A 14,929-nucleotide genomic window follows, 5' to 3' on the forward strand; every position below is an offset into this window, starting at 1 on the left:
TCGGCGGCAGCGAGTTCGATGGCGTGATCGACCCGTACCACCGCCGCTACGGCCATCCGGGCGTGTCGGTGGTGGACGGCGGGGGCACAGGGTCCGGCCACCTCGCGAGCGTCCGGCTGGTCGTGAAGCGCAGCGGCTCGCCGGTCACCGGGTCGGTGAACTCCAGCACCGAGGCCAGCAGTTGCAACGGCTCGGAGAAGTCGTCCGGGGCGGGCTCGTCCCGGACGACGGGGTAGACCGGGTCGCCGAGGATCGGGACGCCGAGGCTGCTCATGTGCAGCCGCAGCTGGTGCGTCCGGCCTGTGGTGGGCACCAGCCGGTACAACCCCAGGCTTTCGTCGGGGAGTCCGGGCGTGTCGCGGTGGTCGGCGAGCTCGATCCGGCTCTCGGCGTTCGGCTCCGCGCCCGGCACCTCGTGGGCGGCGATGATCCCGCGCTCCTTGACGATGTGGCTGTGCACGGTGACCGGCAGCGCCAGTTCGGGCCGGTAGGGCGCCACGGCCCGGTACTCCTTGTGGGCCCGGCGGTCGCGGAACATCGTCTGGTACGCGCCGCGCCGGCGCGGCTGGACCACGAAGAGCGCCAGTCCGGCGGTCAGCCGGTCCAGCCGGTGCGCGGGGCTCAGCTCGGGTAGGTCCAGATCCCGGCGCAGCCGGGCCAGGGCGGTCTCGGTCACGTGCCGTCCGCGCGGGGTGGTGGCCAGGAAGTGCGGCTTGTCGACGACCAGGATCCGCTCGTCCCGATGGAGCACCGTCAGCGGGAACGGCACCGGCGTCTCGGGCGCCAACTCGCGGTGGAACCAGACGTGGTCACCCGGACGGTAGGGGGCGTCAGGGGCCAGCGGGCCGTGCTCGTCCCAGATCTCCCCGGCGGCCAGCATCGCGTCGAAGTGTTCCGGCGGTACGCCGGGCAGCCGGTGCACGAGGTAGGCGCGGACGGTCGGCCAGACACCGGGATCGGGGAGGCGGAGCCGTACCGGGTCGATGCCGTCCCGTTGCGGGAGGGGCGCGGGCGGTGCCGCTCGTCGGCGACGCATCGGTCCACCCTCCTCGGCCTTGTGGGTCGGTCCGGCCAGGGCGACAACAGCGGGCGGCCGATGGGTCGCTGCGGTGATCGCGAGGCCGTGTTGGCGTCACGAGCAGCGGAGGGGTGGCTCACCCCCGTTGCCCGGCACCGGCCTTGACCTTCCGCACCGCCCGAGGGCCGCCCGTGTCGTCGTTCAACTCGCTCAGGAATATATCAGGCGAATCAACCGAAATGGACACTTGGGGCAAACCGCTTGAGTGTTGCGGCCGACGTCAACGTATCACCACTCACATCACCTTTCTGACGCGGCGTGGCAGCACGAATTCGAGGCGGACATCCGTCAACTGGAGCTGACGGAGCGTCCGCCGGGTCATCCACCGTTCATCGGGTCGTTGCCTGTCCGATCCCTTGCGTGGCACCGGCACCCCCTAGCGTGGTGGCGTTCCGTGCGCCCTCCGTCCTGTAGTCACTGCTCTGGGAGTCCAGGTGAACGACGCGCCCAAGCCCACCACTCGCTCGGCCGACAGGGCGTCAAGTCAAGGTGACGATTCGTCAACGAGCGTTGACCGAAGGACCGCTCTGCGCCTGGTCGGCGCGAGTGGCGCGCTGGCTGTCGGGGCGAGTCTGGTCGGCGCGTCGCCCGCGTCGGCGGCGGGATCGGGCAGGACGGGCACGACGACGGGCGGAAACGGTTCGCCGCTGCTGCTGACCGCGCCGGAGCGGCTCGGCGCCCCTCCGGTCGAGGGACTGCACCTGACCTTCGGCGAGGACCCGGCCACGCAGATGACGGTCAGTTGGACCACCGAGACACCGGTCGGCGAGCCGCGCGTGACGTACGGCACAGTCGAGGGCGGCTTCGGCCGCAGTGTCGGCGCGGAGACCGTCAGTTACGTCGACGGCGTCAGCAGCCGCACCGTGTACGTGCACCACGCCCGGCTGACCGGCCTGCGGCCCGACACGTACTACACCTACGCCGCGCTGCATGCCGGCAGCCGACCCGACGCGGGTACCTTCCGCACCGCGCCGCGCGGTCGCCGTCCGCTCACCTTCACCAGCTTCGGCGACCAGTCCGTCCCGAACACCGTCTGGCAGCCCAACGGCAACGGCGGTTTCACCGTCGTCGACGCGGGCATCGGCTCGCCGGCCTCCGCCGACATCGTGGGCGGCATCGAGCAGGTGGACCCGCTCTTCCACCTCCTCAACGGCGACCTCTGCTACGCCAACATCAGCGCCGACCGGCTGCGCACCTGGCAGGGCTTCCACGCCAACAACAGCCGCTCCGCCCGCTTCCGCGCCTGGATGCCCGCCGCGGGCAACCACGAGGACGAGCACGCCAACGGGCCGATCGGCTTCTCCGCCTTCCAGACCCGCTTCGCCCTGCCGGGAAACGGTTCGAGCGACGCGGAGACGGCCGGGCTCTGGTACTCCTTCACGGCCGGCTCGGTCCACGTGGTCGTGCTGCAGAACGACGACGTGGCCTACCAGGACGCGGGCGACAACTACGTGCACGGCTACAGCGGCGGCGCGCAGCGCGACTGGCTGGAGGCCGACCTGCGCAGGGCGCGCGCCGACACGGGCGTCGACTGGGTCGTGGTCTGCATGCACCAGGTGATGATCAGCTCCGCCGACGCCAACGGCTCCGACCTCGGCGTGCGGCAGCAGTGGGGTCCGCTCTTCGACCGCTACGGCGTCGACCTGGTCCTCTGCGGCCACGAGCACCACTACGAGCGCTCGCTGGCCGTCCGCGGCACCGTCTCCGGCAGCGAGACGCTGACGCCGAACCCGGTCTCCACCGCGACCGAGTCGATCGACACCTCGCTCGGCACCGTGCACATGGTCCTCGGCGGCGGCGGCAACTCCGCGCCCACCAACGGCGAGCTCTTCCCGGTCGGCAAGGCCAAGGTGATCACGGGTGTCGGCGCGGCGCCCGGTCCCAACGGCAAGCGTCCGCCGGTCTATGTCGACGAGGGCACGCCGTGGTCGGCCTACCGCGACGCGGAGCACGCCTACGGCTTCGCGGCCTTCACCGTCGACCCGGGCACGTGCCCCGGCGACACCACGCGGATGCACGTCACGTACTACAACGTCGGCCAGCCGGACGGCTCCATCACGCCGCTGGAGAGCTTTGTCCTCCACCGCAAGCGGAGCGACGGCTGACAGGTCCGGACTGGTGCACCGGGCTGGTCGCGGGGTTTGTCGGTGGTGACGGTTAGCCTGCGGGTATGCCGTCACCACTGCCGTCCAGCGCCCCGGCTCCGCGCGAGCTCGACGACCTCCCCTTCGCGCCGCACCTGCGCCGCTTCCCCGCGGGCGGGCGGCTCGGCCCGGAGGAGTCGTTCGACACCGTCCACGTCGACGGGGCCGCCTTCGAGGAGGAGCGGGCGGACGGCGCGCGCTTCGTCGAGGCGGCGCTGACGGCCACCTCCTTCGAGGACGTCCGGCTGCGGCGGGCCCGGTTCAACGACGTCTGGATGCAGGGCGTCCGACTGGTCGGCTGCGACCTGGTGGAGAGCGGCTGGCTGGACGCGGAGCTGATCGGCGGGGTCCTCGCCGGGCTGGAGTTCCACGCCGCGTCGCTGCAACGGGTGGTCTTCCACGGCTGCAAGTTCGACTCGGTCAACCTGCGCGGGGCCAAGCTGCAACAGGTCGTCTTCCACGACTGCGTGCTGCGCGAGGTCGACCTCTCCGGCGCGGCGCTCACCGGCTGCTCCTTCCCGGGCAGCCGGTTGGAGGGCGTCCACCTCCACAGCGCCAAGCTCGCCGAGGTGGACCTGCGCGAGGCCGCCGTGCTCGACCTCGCCGACGGCGTCGACGCCCTGCGCGGCGCGGCCGTCACGCCGCTGCAACTGCTGGAGCTGGCCCCGGCGCTCGCCGCCTCGCTCGGCCTGACCGTCCGCGAGGCGGGCGAGCCGCTGCGTCCCGCTACGGTCAGGCGGGGCAGCCGGAGTCGGCGATGACGTAGTAGCCGGGCGCGGTCTCCTCCAGCGTGTGGGTGTAGAAGACGTTGTCCAGGCCGAGGTCGGCGGCGGAGCCGTCGGCATAGGCGTATCCGCCGGAGTCGTAGGCCCGACCGGCCTGGACCTGGGCGTAGTTCGAGGCGTCGTAACAGGACGGCGTGTAGGTGGAGGACGGGCTGGCGCTGGCCGACGTGCTCGGGCTCGCGCTGGCGCTCGTGGTCGGCGTGGGTGTGGGCGTCGGGGTCGCCGTCGACGTACTGCCGGTCAGGCCCCAGAACTGCGCCGTGTAGTAAGACGAGCAGATGTAGTCAAGGAAGTACGCACCGGTCGTCCCGCACTGGGTCGGCCCGGTCCCGGGGTTGACCGCGAGGCCGTGGGCCATCCCGGAGATGCTGTAGACCTGGACCGCCGGATTGCCGTTGGCGTCGTCGTAGCTGCTCTCGGTGGAGCCGCCGGTCAGTGACCGGGTGCTGGACGCGGTCTGGGAGATGCCCCGGACGTTCGTCCACTGGTCCATCAGCTCGGTCGCGTTGACGGGGTAGACGGTGGTGTCGGCCGTCCCCTGCCAGATCGCGACACGCGGCCACGGCCCGCTGTAGCCGGGGTCGGAGTTGCGGACGAGGTTGCCCCACTGGGCGGCGGTGAGGTTCTGGTTGTTGTCCTGACAGCCCGTCGCGGCGGTCTCGGTCGTCGCGCACTGCGCGGGCAGCCCCGAGTCGACCGACCCGGCGGCGAAGACGTCGGGGTAGTCGGCCAGCAGGTCCGCCGTCATGCCCGCGCCCGCGGAGAGGCCGGTGACGAAGACCCGCTTGGTGTCCGAGCCGTACTGCTGCTCGGCGTGGTTCACCATCGAGATGACCGACGCCGCCTCGCCGTTGCCCCGGGTGTCCTTGGTCGAGTCGAACCAACTGAAGCAGGACAGCGCGTTGTTGGTCGAGTCCGTCTGCGGGAGGACGACGGCGAATCCGTACTGGTCGGCGAGTTGGGGCCAGCCGGAGTCGTTGTAGTAGTCGCTCGCGGACTGCGTGCAGCCGTGCAGCGCGACGACGACCGGCGCGCCGCTGGGCAGGTTCGCGGGCGCGTACTCGTACATGGCGAGGTTGCCGGGGTTGCTGCCGAAGCTGCTGACCTGGGTCAGCGAACCGGAGTTGGCGCGGGCGGCACTCGGCAGCGTGATCAGCGCGGCAAGCGCGAGGCCTGCGGCGGCAGCGGTCGCTAGGAGGGAACGCGTGGCGTTCATGGCGAGCTCCTGGGGGTGGGGGTGAGACCAGGGGGACCGTAGGAGCGCGCGTCCCCTCCGCGACATGTGCGGGCACACCACAAGCGGGCCGCAGCGCATGGCGCCGGCACACCGGAGGACGTGAAAACCCGTTGCGCCGCGCGCTCGCGGTGATCACCATGTCTCCCGTGTTTCGGTAGCAACTAGCGACAGCGATACCGGCCGGTGACCACCCCCGGCCGGTGCTCGCGTTTCCTCCGCACCCGTGCCCCGTTCGGTGGGCCGGGTACTCCGCCGCGCGCCGAGTCGGTGGGGCGATGCGTCATGCCCTCAACTCGCTGCCGGCGATGTCTCGCTATGTGCCGTCCGAATCCCGGAAGCCATCTCTTTCATGCATACAACCACGTATACAGCCATGCATTCAGTGCCCAGATCGACCGTCGTCCCGGACCGCAAGTCCCTGTGGGTGGTCCACGAACTCGGCCTGCCCGCCATCGTCCGGCCCTGCGTGGACTGCAGGTCCACGCGTCATCACCCCTCGGGCAAGATCCGTGTCAACGCCAGCGGCAAGCTGCTCGACGTGTGGATGCTGATCTCGTGCGAGCAGTGCGACCGCACCTCGAAGATCCCGGTGCACGAGCGCATCCACGTGCAGTCGCTCGACCCCGCCCGCCGCGTGCGGTTCGAGGAGAACGACGCGGGCGTGGTGCGCGAACTGACGATGAGCGCCTCGCTCGCCGCCAAGTCCCAGTACCGGCTCGACTGGGCCGGCACGTGGGAGCTCGCCACGGACGTGCCGTTCGAGGACACCCCCGAAGGGATGACCGCCGAGGTGCATGTCCGGTTCGAACTCCCGGCGCCGATACGGGTGGAGCGGCTGCTCATGCTCGGCCTGCGTGCGAGCCGGTCCAAGGTCAGGAACCTCGTCGAGGCGCGACGGGTCCTGCTGCCGTTGAATGCCGACGCCAAGGCGCACGGCGACTTCAGCTTCGTCGTCAACGCAGAGCAGGCGTAGGAGTACTGAGCTGACGAGGTCTCCGGTGCCGGGTGGCGCCGGAGACCTCGTGTCGCTCACTTGTCCCGCACCAGCTCCGCCGCCTCCGCCGCCCAGCAGGCGGGCAGTTCCGCCTCCGCCGCGGCGACCGCGGCCTGCTGGCGCGCGTACAGCACCCCGTACGCGAACCCCGGCTCGCCCGCCGTCTGTGCCGCGGCGGCGAGCTCCGGCAGCGCCTGTGCGGCGAGCAGCGCGTCCTGGCGGTCGCCGAGCAGGGTCTGCAGATCCTTCATCGCCGTGGCGTAGCCCGGTTGGCCCGCGCCCTCGCCCGCGTACCGGGCGCGCTTCGCCGCGCGCCGCGCCGCATGGACCGCCGCGTCATGGGCCGCGGTGCCCGACGGGAGCCGTCGCGCTTCGCGGACCCGGCGGGCGACCCGGAGGCGTTCTCGTTCCAGCAGGCGCGGGAGCTCCCTTTCGGCGCGCCGCCGTGCGCGCTTGCGGAGCGGAGGCGCATCCGCCAGCGCGTCGAGCGCGTCCAGCAGCGCGAAGTACCGTGCGCCGTCCAGCTCCCGGAATGCCTGTCGCCACGCCGACCGGTAGCCGCGCCGGGACCAGGCGGAGAGCCGCCGCCGGATCGGGCCGGGACGCTCCTCGGGCCGGAGCTCTGCCAGCTCGCGCAGCAGCCGCTCGCCGAGCACCTCGCGGTCGCGCGCGACGCCGAGCGTCCGGCCGAGCTGCCGCAACTCCTCCTCCACGGAGGCGATCTCGTCCACCCGCAGAAGCCGCTCGTACACCCGGAGCGTGCTGCGCAACCGCCGTGCGGCGACGCGCATCTGATGCACGGCGTCCGGCGCGTCGACACGGACCTCGGCGTCGCAGGCGAGCAGGCGGTCCACCTGCTGCCGCAGCAGCGTCGCGACCAGCGCGCCGACGGTTCCCGTGCGCTGCGGGTCTGCGGGGGCGGTTGATCCCGGCCTCGTCGGCTGCCCGAGCGCGCGGGCCACCTTGGACGCGCTGGCGCTGCGCCGCAGGCCGTCGGCGAGCAGCCGGGCCTCGACCGCGTCGAGCAGCGCCTCGTCACCGCCGACCAGTTCGGCCTCCACCTCGCGCCAGGACGACGAGCCGACCACCGTGCCGTCCGGGTCCAGGCGCTCTGCGGTGACCGTGTCGTCGGCCACCTCGACCAGCGGCCGGTCGGCGTCGTCCAGGAGCAGCGTGCGGTGCCGCACGGTCCGGAGCCGGGCGACCGGCGTCAACGGGACCTCGCGGACGTACGCGCGGACCCGCGCGGCGAGCTCGTCGGGCACGTGCGGAACACCCGCCTCAGACGCAGCGGCAGGCGGAGGCGCAGACGCAGCGGCGTCGAGCGCTACGTGCAGCTCCAGCCGCGCTCCGTCGGCGGTGGGCAGCTTGAGGTGCCAGCCCGCGTCGTGGCCGCCGGTGCGGCGGCGCAGCGTGATCCGGCGGGAGAGCAGTCGGCGGTCCGGGGTGTCGTAGTAGACGGCGTCCAGCAGCTCGGTGTCGGCGGCGACGCCCTTGGCGACCCCGCGCAGCGGGGCCGGGCCGGTCAGCCGGACCGCGGCGCCGGAGCCGGAACCGTGCCCGGCGTCGCCCTCGAACTTGCGCTCCCGCTCCACCTGAGCCGTCGCGCGCGCCGCTTTCCGTGCCATGGCCGCAGCTCCTTCTGGTCCGTCCACCGGTTCATTCACCGGCCTGTCCACCGGCCCGTCTGGTCCGTATGTTCCCGGACAGCTGTTCAGTTGTCCGGAACGGACTCCGGGCAACCCTGCATGGCGGCCAGTATTCGCGTCGCCACCTCCCCGAGCTGGATGAGCTGGCCCTCGCTGAGCGGGTCGAAGAAGAGCTTCCTGACCGTCTCGACGTGCCGGGGCGCGGCGTCCTCGATCGCATGGCGGCCCGACTCCGTGATCACCACGAACGAGCCGCGGCCGTCGCTCTCGCACTCGGCGCGCTCGATCAGGCCGCGCTTGACCATCCGGGTGAGGTGGTGCGACAGCCGGCTCTTCTCCCACCGCAGGTCCCGGGCCAGCTCCAGTACCCGGGCCTGGCCGGCGGGCGCGTCGGTCAGCTGCACCAGGACCGAGAAGTCGGCCATGGACAGCTCCGAGTCGCTCTGCATCTGGCGGCTGAGCTGGGCCTCCAGCTCCTTCTGCATCTGCAGGAAGGTACGCCAGAGGCGCTGTTCGTCCGGGCTGAGCCAGCGCGGCTCGGCGGGGGTGGGGGCGGGAACGGGGGTTGCGGTCGCGGATGCGGGGGGAGGAGGCGGCGTGGTGGTCATGGATTCATTCTACATCGATGGTTGACATGTCATCCATGGCCGGTATCGTGGTAGATGAAAGTTCAACCACCGGCCACATCGGCCCCGCCCGTCCCAGGAGGAACGCCATGACTACCGCCATCACCCCCGCGCTGACCGGCAGCTACAGCATCGACCCCGCCCACAGCCGGATCGGCTTCGTCGCCCGTCACGCCATGGTCACCAAGGTCCGTGGTTCCTTCAACGCCTTCAACGGTGCGGTCCAGGTCGACGCGGAGAAGCCGGAGCAGTCCTCGGTCGAGCTGACCATCGAGGTCGACTCCATCGACACCCGCAACGCCGACCGCGACGGTCACCTGCGCGCCAACGACTTCCTCGACGTCGCCAACCACCCGACCATCACCTTCCGCTCGACCGGCGCCACGCTCGACGGCGAGAGCCTGGAGCTGGCCGGCGACCTGACCGTGCGCGGCGTCACGCAGTCCGTGGCCATCCCGTTCAGCTTCGAGGGCTCGGCCACCGACCCGTTCGGCAACCACCGCCTCGGCTTCGAGGGGGAGCACGCCATCAGCCGCAAGGACTACGGCATCACCTGGAACGCCGCGCTGGAGACCGGCGGCGTCCTGGTCAGCGACAAGATCGTGCTCGAGTTCGAGATCTCCCTGGTCAAGAACGTCGCCGAGGCCTGAGCGCTCCGGCATCGCAGCACTGCAGCACCGCAGCACTGCAGCACCGCGGTGCGGTAGCACGGCGCAACTGCCGTGCAAGTAGCCTGTCGTGATGTTCAATCTGACAGGCAAGCACGAGAACCGTGAGCACACCGAGAACAGCCAGCAGGAACACGGCCGTTACGGCTCCACCGCAACCGTGCAGGTGGAGCCGCGGCGTCTCGGGTCGGTGCACACCTCCTACTCGCCGCAGCACGACGGGCAGCCCGACCCCGGCGAGATCGTCTGGACCTGGGTCCCGTTCGAGGAGAACGACGGACGCGGCAAGGACCGTCCCGTCCTGATCGTGGCCCGTGAGCACACCGGCACGCTGCTGGCCGTCGAACTCACGAGCAAGCGTCACGACGCCACCACCGGTGCCGACGTCGCCGAGTGGGTCGCCCTCGGCGAGGGCCCCTGGGACCGCGAGGCCCGCGCCTCCTGGGTCAACCTGGAGCGCGTCTTCCGCGTCCACCCCACCGGCATGCGCCGCGAGGCCAGCGCGCTGGACCGCCCGCGCTTCCTCGTCGTCGCGGAACGCCTGCGCCGCCTCTACGGTTGGTGAGTTGGTGACATGTCCCGTCAACCCGCATAGTCTGACCCTGACTTGACGCGAAGCGGGGAGGGGACTGCCGTGACCGAGGTGACGCACGTCGAAGGCGTCGAGCACCACACCGTCCGGGTGAACGGGCTCACGCTGCACTACGCGGCGGCTGGTCCGGCGGACGGTCCACTGGTGGTGCTGCTGCACGGGTTTCCCGAGTGCTGGTACTCCTGGCGGCACCAACTCCCCGCGCTGGCCGCCGAAGGCTACCGCGTCGTCGCCCCCGACCAGCGCGGCTTCGCCCGCAGCGACGCGCCCGAAGCCGTCGAGGCGTACACGCTCCCGCACCTGGTCGGCGATGTCGTCGCACTCGTCCGGGAGTTGGGCGCGCAGCGGTTCGCCGTCGTCGGCCACGACTGGGGCGCGCCGGTCGCCTGGCTGACCGCGCAGCTGCGTCCGGACCTGGTCCGCGGCGTGGTCGGCCTGAGCGTCCCGCCGCAGCCGCGCTCGCAGGACGTCGCGCCGCTCGCCGCGATGGACGCGATGTTCGACGGGCGCTTCTACTGGACCTACTTCTGCCGTCCGGGCGGAGCCGACACCGAGTTCAACGGCACGCCGGCGGACGAGGTCTTCCGGCGCTTCCTCTACGGTGCGAGCGGCGACAACCCGCTCACCGACCCGCCCCCGCAGCCGCTGCTGCCGGACAGCGGACGCTTCCTCGACTCGCTCGGCGAGCCGAAGGAACTCCCGGACTGGCTCACCGAGTCCGACATCGCGACCTTCGCCGCGGAGTACGCGCGCAACGGCTTCACCGGCGGCCTGAACTGGTACCGGAACCTGGACCGCAACTGGGAGTTGTCCGCTGCCTGGGACGGTCTGCCGATCCAGGTCCCCGCGCTCTACGTGCTCGGCGACCGCGACCTGGTCGGCGCGTTCCCCGGCATGGACCAGCTGCTGCCCGCACTCCAGGCGCTCAACCCGACGCTGCGCCCGACGATCACCCTCCCGGGCTGCGGCCACTGGACCCAGCAGGAGCGCCCGGCCGAGGTCAACGCGGCCCTGACCGACTTCCTGGCCTCGCTGCCGGAGTAGGCCCCGCCGCCTTGGCTAGTCCTCTCGGCCCGGTCCTCTCGGCTCAGTCCTCGATGCCGAGCCGGGAACGGATCTTGGCACGGGTCTTCGCGGGCAGCGCGTCGGCCGCCAGGAGCCGGGACAGCAGCTCCGGCTCGCGCGTCACCGCACGGAAGGCGAGGGCCACCGTCACGTCGTGGTCCGGCCGGTGCTCGACGACGACCGGGTCACCGGCCTGGACCTCGCCGGGCGTGACCACGCGAAGGTACGCGCCCGGCACCGCCGCCTCGGTGAACCGCTTGATCCAGCCGGCACGTTGCAGCCACCCCTGGAACGTCAAGCACGGCACGCGCGGCGCGGACACCTCCAGCACCAGGTCCCGCCCGATCCGCCAACGCTCGCCGATCAGCGCCCCGTTGACGTCGACGCCGACGGTGGTCAGGTTCTCGCCGAAGACGCCGCTCGGCAGCGTCCGCCCGAGCTCGGGCTCCCAGCGGTCCAGATCCTCGCGCGCGTAGGCGTAGACGGCCTGGTCGGGCCCGCCGTGGTGGTCGACGTCGTAGACGCGGTCCCCGGCCAGCCCCACCTCGCCGCTGCCCTTGGGGCCCGGCACGGTGACGGCGACCGGACCGTCCACGGCCTGCTTGTCGATGCCGGTGGCCTCGATCCCCTTCCACGGGTTCGACCGGGCCCGGCCGACGTTCACCGAGAGCACGTTCATCGTCATCCTCCTGACGTTACGACCAGGACCGCAGCCGGCACGAATCGATTTCGGGCAGCTCGGACGCCGCGTGGTCCATCGCCCGTTAGCGTGACCACATGACCGACGCCATGACCGACGCCGTCGGCTCCGCTGCGACTGCCGACTTCGCCGCGCTGCCGCCCACCACCCTTGCCGACCTGCTGGGCCGCGCGCAGGTCATGGACCACGCCATCCGCCCGCTCTACGCGCCGATGCCGCGCCTGGCCGGTCCGGCCTTCACGGTCAGCTGTCCGCCGGGCGACAACCTGATGCTCCACGCCGCCATCCACCGAGCCCCGGCCGGCTCCGTCGTGGTCGTCGACGCGGGCGGCGACACCGACTTCGCCCTCGCCGGCGGCAACGTCTGCGCGGTGGCACAGCGCCGCGGCATCGCCGGGTTCGTCCTCGACGGCGTCATCCGCGACCTCGCGGAGATCCGCGCCATGGGCTTCCCCGTCCTCGCCCGCGGCGTCGTCCCGATCCCGGGCACCAAGCGGGCCGTCCGCCCCTTCGGCGCGCCCGTCACCTGCGGCGGTGTCACCGTCCACCCGGGCGACCTGGTCGTCGCCGACGAGGAGGGCATCGTCGTCACCCCACACGCCCGGACCACCGAGATCCTCACCGCCGCCCGCGCCAAGCTGGCCAAGGAGGCGACGGAATCCCTCGACTCCTGGGAAGCCGCCCACCGCACCCGCATCGACACCCTCCTCGCCGAGGGCGGCTTCACCGACTGACCAGCCGTCGGCGGTCTTGGCGTGACGTGACATCTCCTCATTCGCCCGAAATGCTCCCATCATCGGAGAAGATGATCGCCGGACCGGTCGTCGGACCGAACGCCGGGAGCGGTATGCGGGAACAGACGGAGCGGCGCGTGGTCGCGGTTGCGCGCTCGGAGTTCGGCGGGCTGACCGCCGCCGCGCTCTCCCAGTACGGGGTTCCTCGCCGTCGGCGCGGTGCTCGTGTCGGTCGGGAACGCGCTGGGCCGGCGTCGCGTCGTCGCGGCGGAACCTGTCGCGACGCTTACGCCTTCTGTATGACAAATGCTGACAAATCGGGCGTAGTAGCCATACGGCTGAAAGACCAACGGGCAGCAACAAAATGGGATCAATCGAAAAAATCGGGCGCCCGCGAAGGTCCCGTGGAGACGGGCACCCCCCCGTAGTGCCCGCCACCTGGCACGTTGCCGTGCAGCTCGGCCATCATGGTCGTACTCGAACCGGAACCGGCACCCCCGTTCGGAGGTGATCCCACCGCCGATCGGGGGTTCGATTTTCATAAATATGAACCCTGAGGTACGGTCGCGCGGGGTTCTCCCATCGCAGGCTGGAACGCACAGGGTAGGAAACAGGCACGTGGTTCCCTCGCAAGCGGGCAGTCCGATCAGGGCGATGATCGTCGACGACGAGGCGCTGATCCGCTCCGGCCTGGCGATGATCCTGAACACCGCACCGGACATCGAAGTGGTCGGGACCTGCTCCGGCATCGAGGCCGTCGCCGAGGTGCGTCGCCACCAACCGCACGTGGTACTGCTGGACATCCGGATGCCCGACGTCGACGGCCTGACGCTGCTGCGCCGCATCCGCGAGCTGCCCGACGCGCCGTACGTCGCCATGCTGACCACCTTCGACACCGACGAGTACCTCGACCAGGCGCTGCGGCTGGGTGCCAGCGGCTTCCTGCTCAAGGACACCGAGCCGGAGGTGCTGGCCCGCTCCGTCCGCGCGGTCTCCACCGGAGCCGGTTGCCTCTCCACTCCCGTGCTGCGCCGCCTCGGCCAGACCCGCCGGAAGAACGACCACCCGGCCGCCGCCGCGGTGGAGACCCTCACCGACCGCGAGCGTCAGGTCCTCGGCTTCCTCGGCCACGGCCTCTCCAACGTCGAGATCGGCGCCCGGATGCACCTGGGCGCCGCCACCGTCAAGGACTACGTGAGCGCCGTGCTCACCAAACTGGGCGTCACCAACCGGATCCAGGCGGCCGTGCTGGCCGAGCGGGCGGGCCTGATCGAGGAGAGCGAACTGTGAGACGTCGGCTCAAGCTCTGGGCCGTTCGTTTCAGCAGACGGGTCAAGGCGTGGGTGATGCGGCTGCCGAAGCCGCTGCGCGACGCCGCGGTCACCCTGGTGCTGATGGCTGCGGCGTTCCTGGACGCCGGGCTGAACTACCCGGGCTCGAAGGACTGGACCTTCTGGGCCTCCATGGTCTCCTGCGTGGTGCTGGCCGGCCGTCGCCGCTGGCCCCGACTGGTCCTCTTCGGCACCCTCACCGGCCTCTTCGCCGGAACCGCGCTGGTCGCGTCGCTGGTCGCCCTCTACACGGTCGCCCGCTCACGCCGGGTGGACTGGCAGGCGTGGGTCGCGGCGACCGTCGTCGGCATCGGCATCTTCCTGCCGTGGCCGCTCAGCAAGGTCATGACCGAGTCGGCCAGCGACCACATCCAGCAGCTGATCTATGCCGTGATGTTCTCGATAGGACCGACCGCGCTCGGGTTGCTGCTGCAGACGCGGGAGGCGCTCTCCGCGCGGATCGTCGAGCTGGCCACCCTGCGCGACCACGAACGCGAACTGCACGCGCAGACGGTCATCGCGCGCGAACGGGCGCGGATCGCCCGCGAGATGCACGACGTCGTCTCGCACCAGGCCGGACTGATCGCGGTCCAGGCGGGCGCGCTCCAGGTCACCGCGAAGGACCCGGACGTCCGCGAGGCCGCCGGCACGATGCGCGGCCTGGCGGTCGCGACACTGGAGGAGCTGCGCAGCATGATCCTCGTGCTGCGGGCGGCGGGCGCGGGCCCGACCGAGCTGGTCCCGCAGCCGCGCCTGACCGATCTGCCGCGCCTGGTCGCGGAGTCCGAGGCGGGGGCCGAGCTGGAGGTCGTCGGCTACGCGCAGGGCGACATGCCGGTCCTGCCCGAACCGATCGAACGCGCCGCGTACCGCACGGTCCAGGAGGCCCTCACCAACGCCCGCAAGCACGCGCCGGGCGCGGAGACGCAGGTCCGCGTGGAGCTCCGCGACGACTCGTTGCGCGTCGCCGTGACGAACGGCGCGCCGCTGGAGATCGCCCCGGATCCGGCGGAACACGCCGTGGCGTCATGGGAGCCGCTGCCCGGCGGCGGCCACGGCATCGTCGGGCTCCGCGAACGCGCCGCGCTGCTCGGCGGCACGCTCGCGGCCGGGCCGACGGCGGACGGCGGGTTCAAGGTCCGCTTGAGTCTGCCGTTGACGGTCGCCGGACGGTAACTGAGGACACTGCAACTTCCCCGCGCTGTAACAGAGGCTCACATCCGCGCTTTCGCGCGCAGTTCCCCGCGCCCCTATCGGGTTGCAACCTCCCGTCTGCTCGAACGCATAGGCTCGTTCCGACGACCGAATCCAGGATGGAGTAGTGCG

14 protein-coding genes are annotated in these 14,929 nt (G+C 71.4%); 9 read left to right on the plus strand and 5 right to left on the minus strand.

Features of this window, described 5'->3' with window-relative positions; translation table 11 throughout:
* Positions 1–46 precede the first annotated feature (46 nt).
* Positions 47–1,036, minus strand: coding sequence for a pseudouridine synthase (locus ABH928_RS27885; RefSeq protein ID WP_370071365.1), 990 nt, complete (start codon positions 1,034–1,036; stop codon positions 47–49).
* 476 nt (positions 1,037–1,512) lie between these two features.
* On the opposite strand from ABH928_RS27885, the gene ABH928_RS27890 reads away from it, so the two are divergent.
* Together ABH928_RS27890 and ABH928_RS27895 are read left to right on the plus strand one after the other, a co-directional pair.
* Positions 1,513–3,183, plus strand: a complete 1,671-nt coding sequence (locus tag ABH928_RS27890) for a purple acid phosphatase family protein (RefSeq protein WP_370071366.1) — start codon at positions 1,513–1,515, stop codon at positions 3,181–3,183.
* Between the two features lie 65 nt (positions 3,184–3,248).
* Complete coding sequence (locus ABH928_RS27895) at positions 3,249–3,983, plus strand: pentapeptide repeat-containing protein (RefSeq protein ID WP_370071367.1); 735 nt, start codon at positions 3,249–3,251, stop codon at positions 3,981–3,983.
* Here the strand turns inward: ABH928_RS27895 and ABH928_RS27900 are convergent.
* A complete protein-coding gene (locus ABH928_RS27900) occupies positions 3,955–5,223 on the minus strand; it encodes a PHB depolymerase family esterase (RefSeq protein ID WP_370071368.1) in 1,269 nt (422 codons plus the stop codon). The genes ABH928_RS27895 and ABH928_RS27900 overlap by 29 nt on opposite strands.
* A 403-nt stretch (positions 5,224–5,626) precedes the next feature.
* Here ABH928_RS27900 and ABH928_RS27905 point away from each other — a divergent pair, with 403 nt between their 5' ends.
* Positions 5,627–6,217, plus strand: coding sequence for a DUF1062 domain-containing protein (locus ABH928_RS27905; RefSeq protein WP_370071369.1), 591 nt, complete (start codon positions 5,627–5,629; stop codon positions 6,215–6,217).
* Positions 6,218–6,273: 56 nt separating this feature from the next.
* On the opposite strand, the gene ABH928_RS27910 is transcribed toward ABH928_RS27905, so the two are convergent.
* Entirely contained in the window at positions 6,274–7,866 is a 1,593-nt protein-coding gene (locus tag ABH928_RS27910; protein ID WP_370071370.1) for a CHAD domain-containing protein, read from the minus strand.
* Positions 7,867–7,952: 86 nt separating this feature from the next.
* Positions 7,953–8,495 (minus strand): MarR family winged helix-turn-helix transcriptional regulator, encoded by a 543-nt coding sequence (locus ABH928_RS27915; RefSeq protein WP_370071371.1) that lies wholly within the window; start codon positions 8,493–8,495, stop codon positions 7,953–7,955.
* 107 nt (positions 8,496–8,602) lie between these two features.
* Here ABH928_RS27915 and ABH928_RS27920 point away from each other — a divergent pair, with 107 nt between their 5' ends.
* The 3 genes from ABH928_RS27920 (at position 8,603) to ABH928_RS27930 (ending at position 10,817) form a co-directional block, all read left to right on the plus strand.
* Complete coding sequence (locus ABH928_RS27920) at positions 8,603–9,163, plus strand: YceI family protein (RefSeq protein ID WP_370071372.1); 561 nt, start codon at positions 8,603–8,605, stop codon at positions 9,161–9,163.
* A 91-nt stretch (positions 9,164–9,254) separates the two neighbouring features.
* Positions 9,255–9,746 (plus strand): type II toxin-antitoxin system PemK/MazF family toxin, encoded by a 492-nt coding sequence (locus tag ABH928_RS27925; RefSeq protein WP_370071373.1) that lies wholly within the window; start codon positions 9,255–9,257, stop codon positions 9,744–9,746.
* A 69-nt stretch (positions 9,747–9,815) separates the two neighbouring features.
* Positions 9,816–10,817, plus strand: a complete 1,002-nt coding sequence (locus ABH928_RS27930) for an alpha/beta fold hydrolase (protein WP_370071374.1) — start codon at positions 9,816–9,818, stop codon at positions 10,815–10,817.
* 43 nt (positions 10,818–10,860) lie between these two features.
* Here the strand turns inward: ABH928_RS27930 and ABH928_RS27935 are convergent, their stop codons facing one another.
* The gene (locus ABH928_RS27935) at positions 10,861–11,517 is read right to left on the minus strand and encodes an MOSC domain-containing protein (RefSeq protein WP_370071406.1); all 657 of its coding nucleotides are present in this window, start codon (positions 11,515–11,517) and stop codon (positions 10,861–10,863) included.
* 110 nt (positions 11,518–11,627) lie between these two features.
* Between ABH928_RS27935 and ABH928_RS27940 the strand changes: the two genes are divergently transcribed.
* From ABH928_RS27940 to ABH928_RS27950, 3 genes are all read left to right on the plus strand, one after another.
* The gene (locus ABH928_RS27940) at positions 11,628–12,272 is read left to right on the plus strand and encodes an RraA family protein (protein WP_370071407.1); all 645 of its coding nucleotides are present in this window, start codon (positions 11,628–11,630) and stop codon (positions 12,270–12,272) included.
* Positions 12,273–12,926: 654 nt separating this feature from the next.
* Positions 12,927–13,562 (plus strand): response regulator, encoded by a 636-nt coding sequence (locus tag ABH928_RS27945; protein ID WP_370071375.1) that lies wholly within the window; start codon positions 12,927–12,929, stop codon positions 13,560–13,562.
* Entirely contained in the window at positions 13,559–14,779 is a 1,221-nt protein-coding gene (locus ABH928_RS27950) for a sensor histidine kinase (RefSeq protein ID WP_370071376.1), read from the plus strand. The genes ABH928_RS27945 and ABH928_RS27950 overlap by 4 nt, the downstream gene beginning before the upstream one ends.
* Positions 14,780–14,929: the final 150 nt, after the last annotated feature.

Source organism: Streptacidiphilus sp. MAP5-3 (assembly GCF_041262505.1).
Lineage (GTDB): Bacteria > Actinomycetota > Actinomycetes > Streptomycetales > Streptomycetaceae > Streptacidiphilus.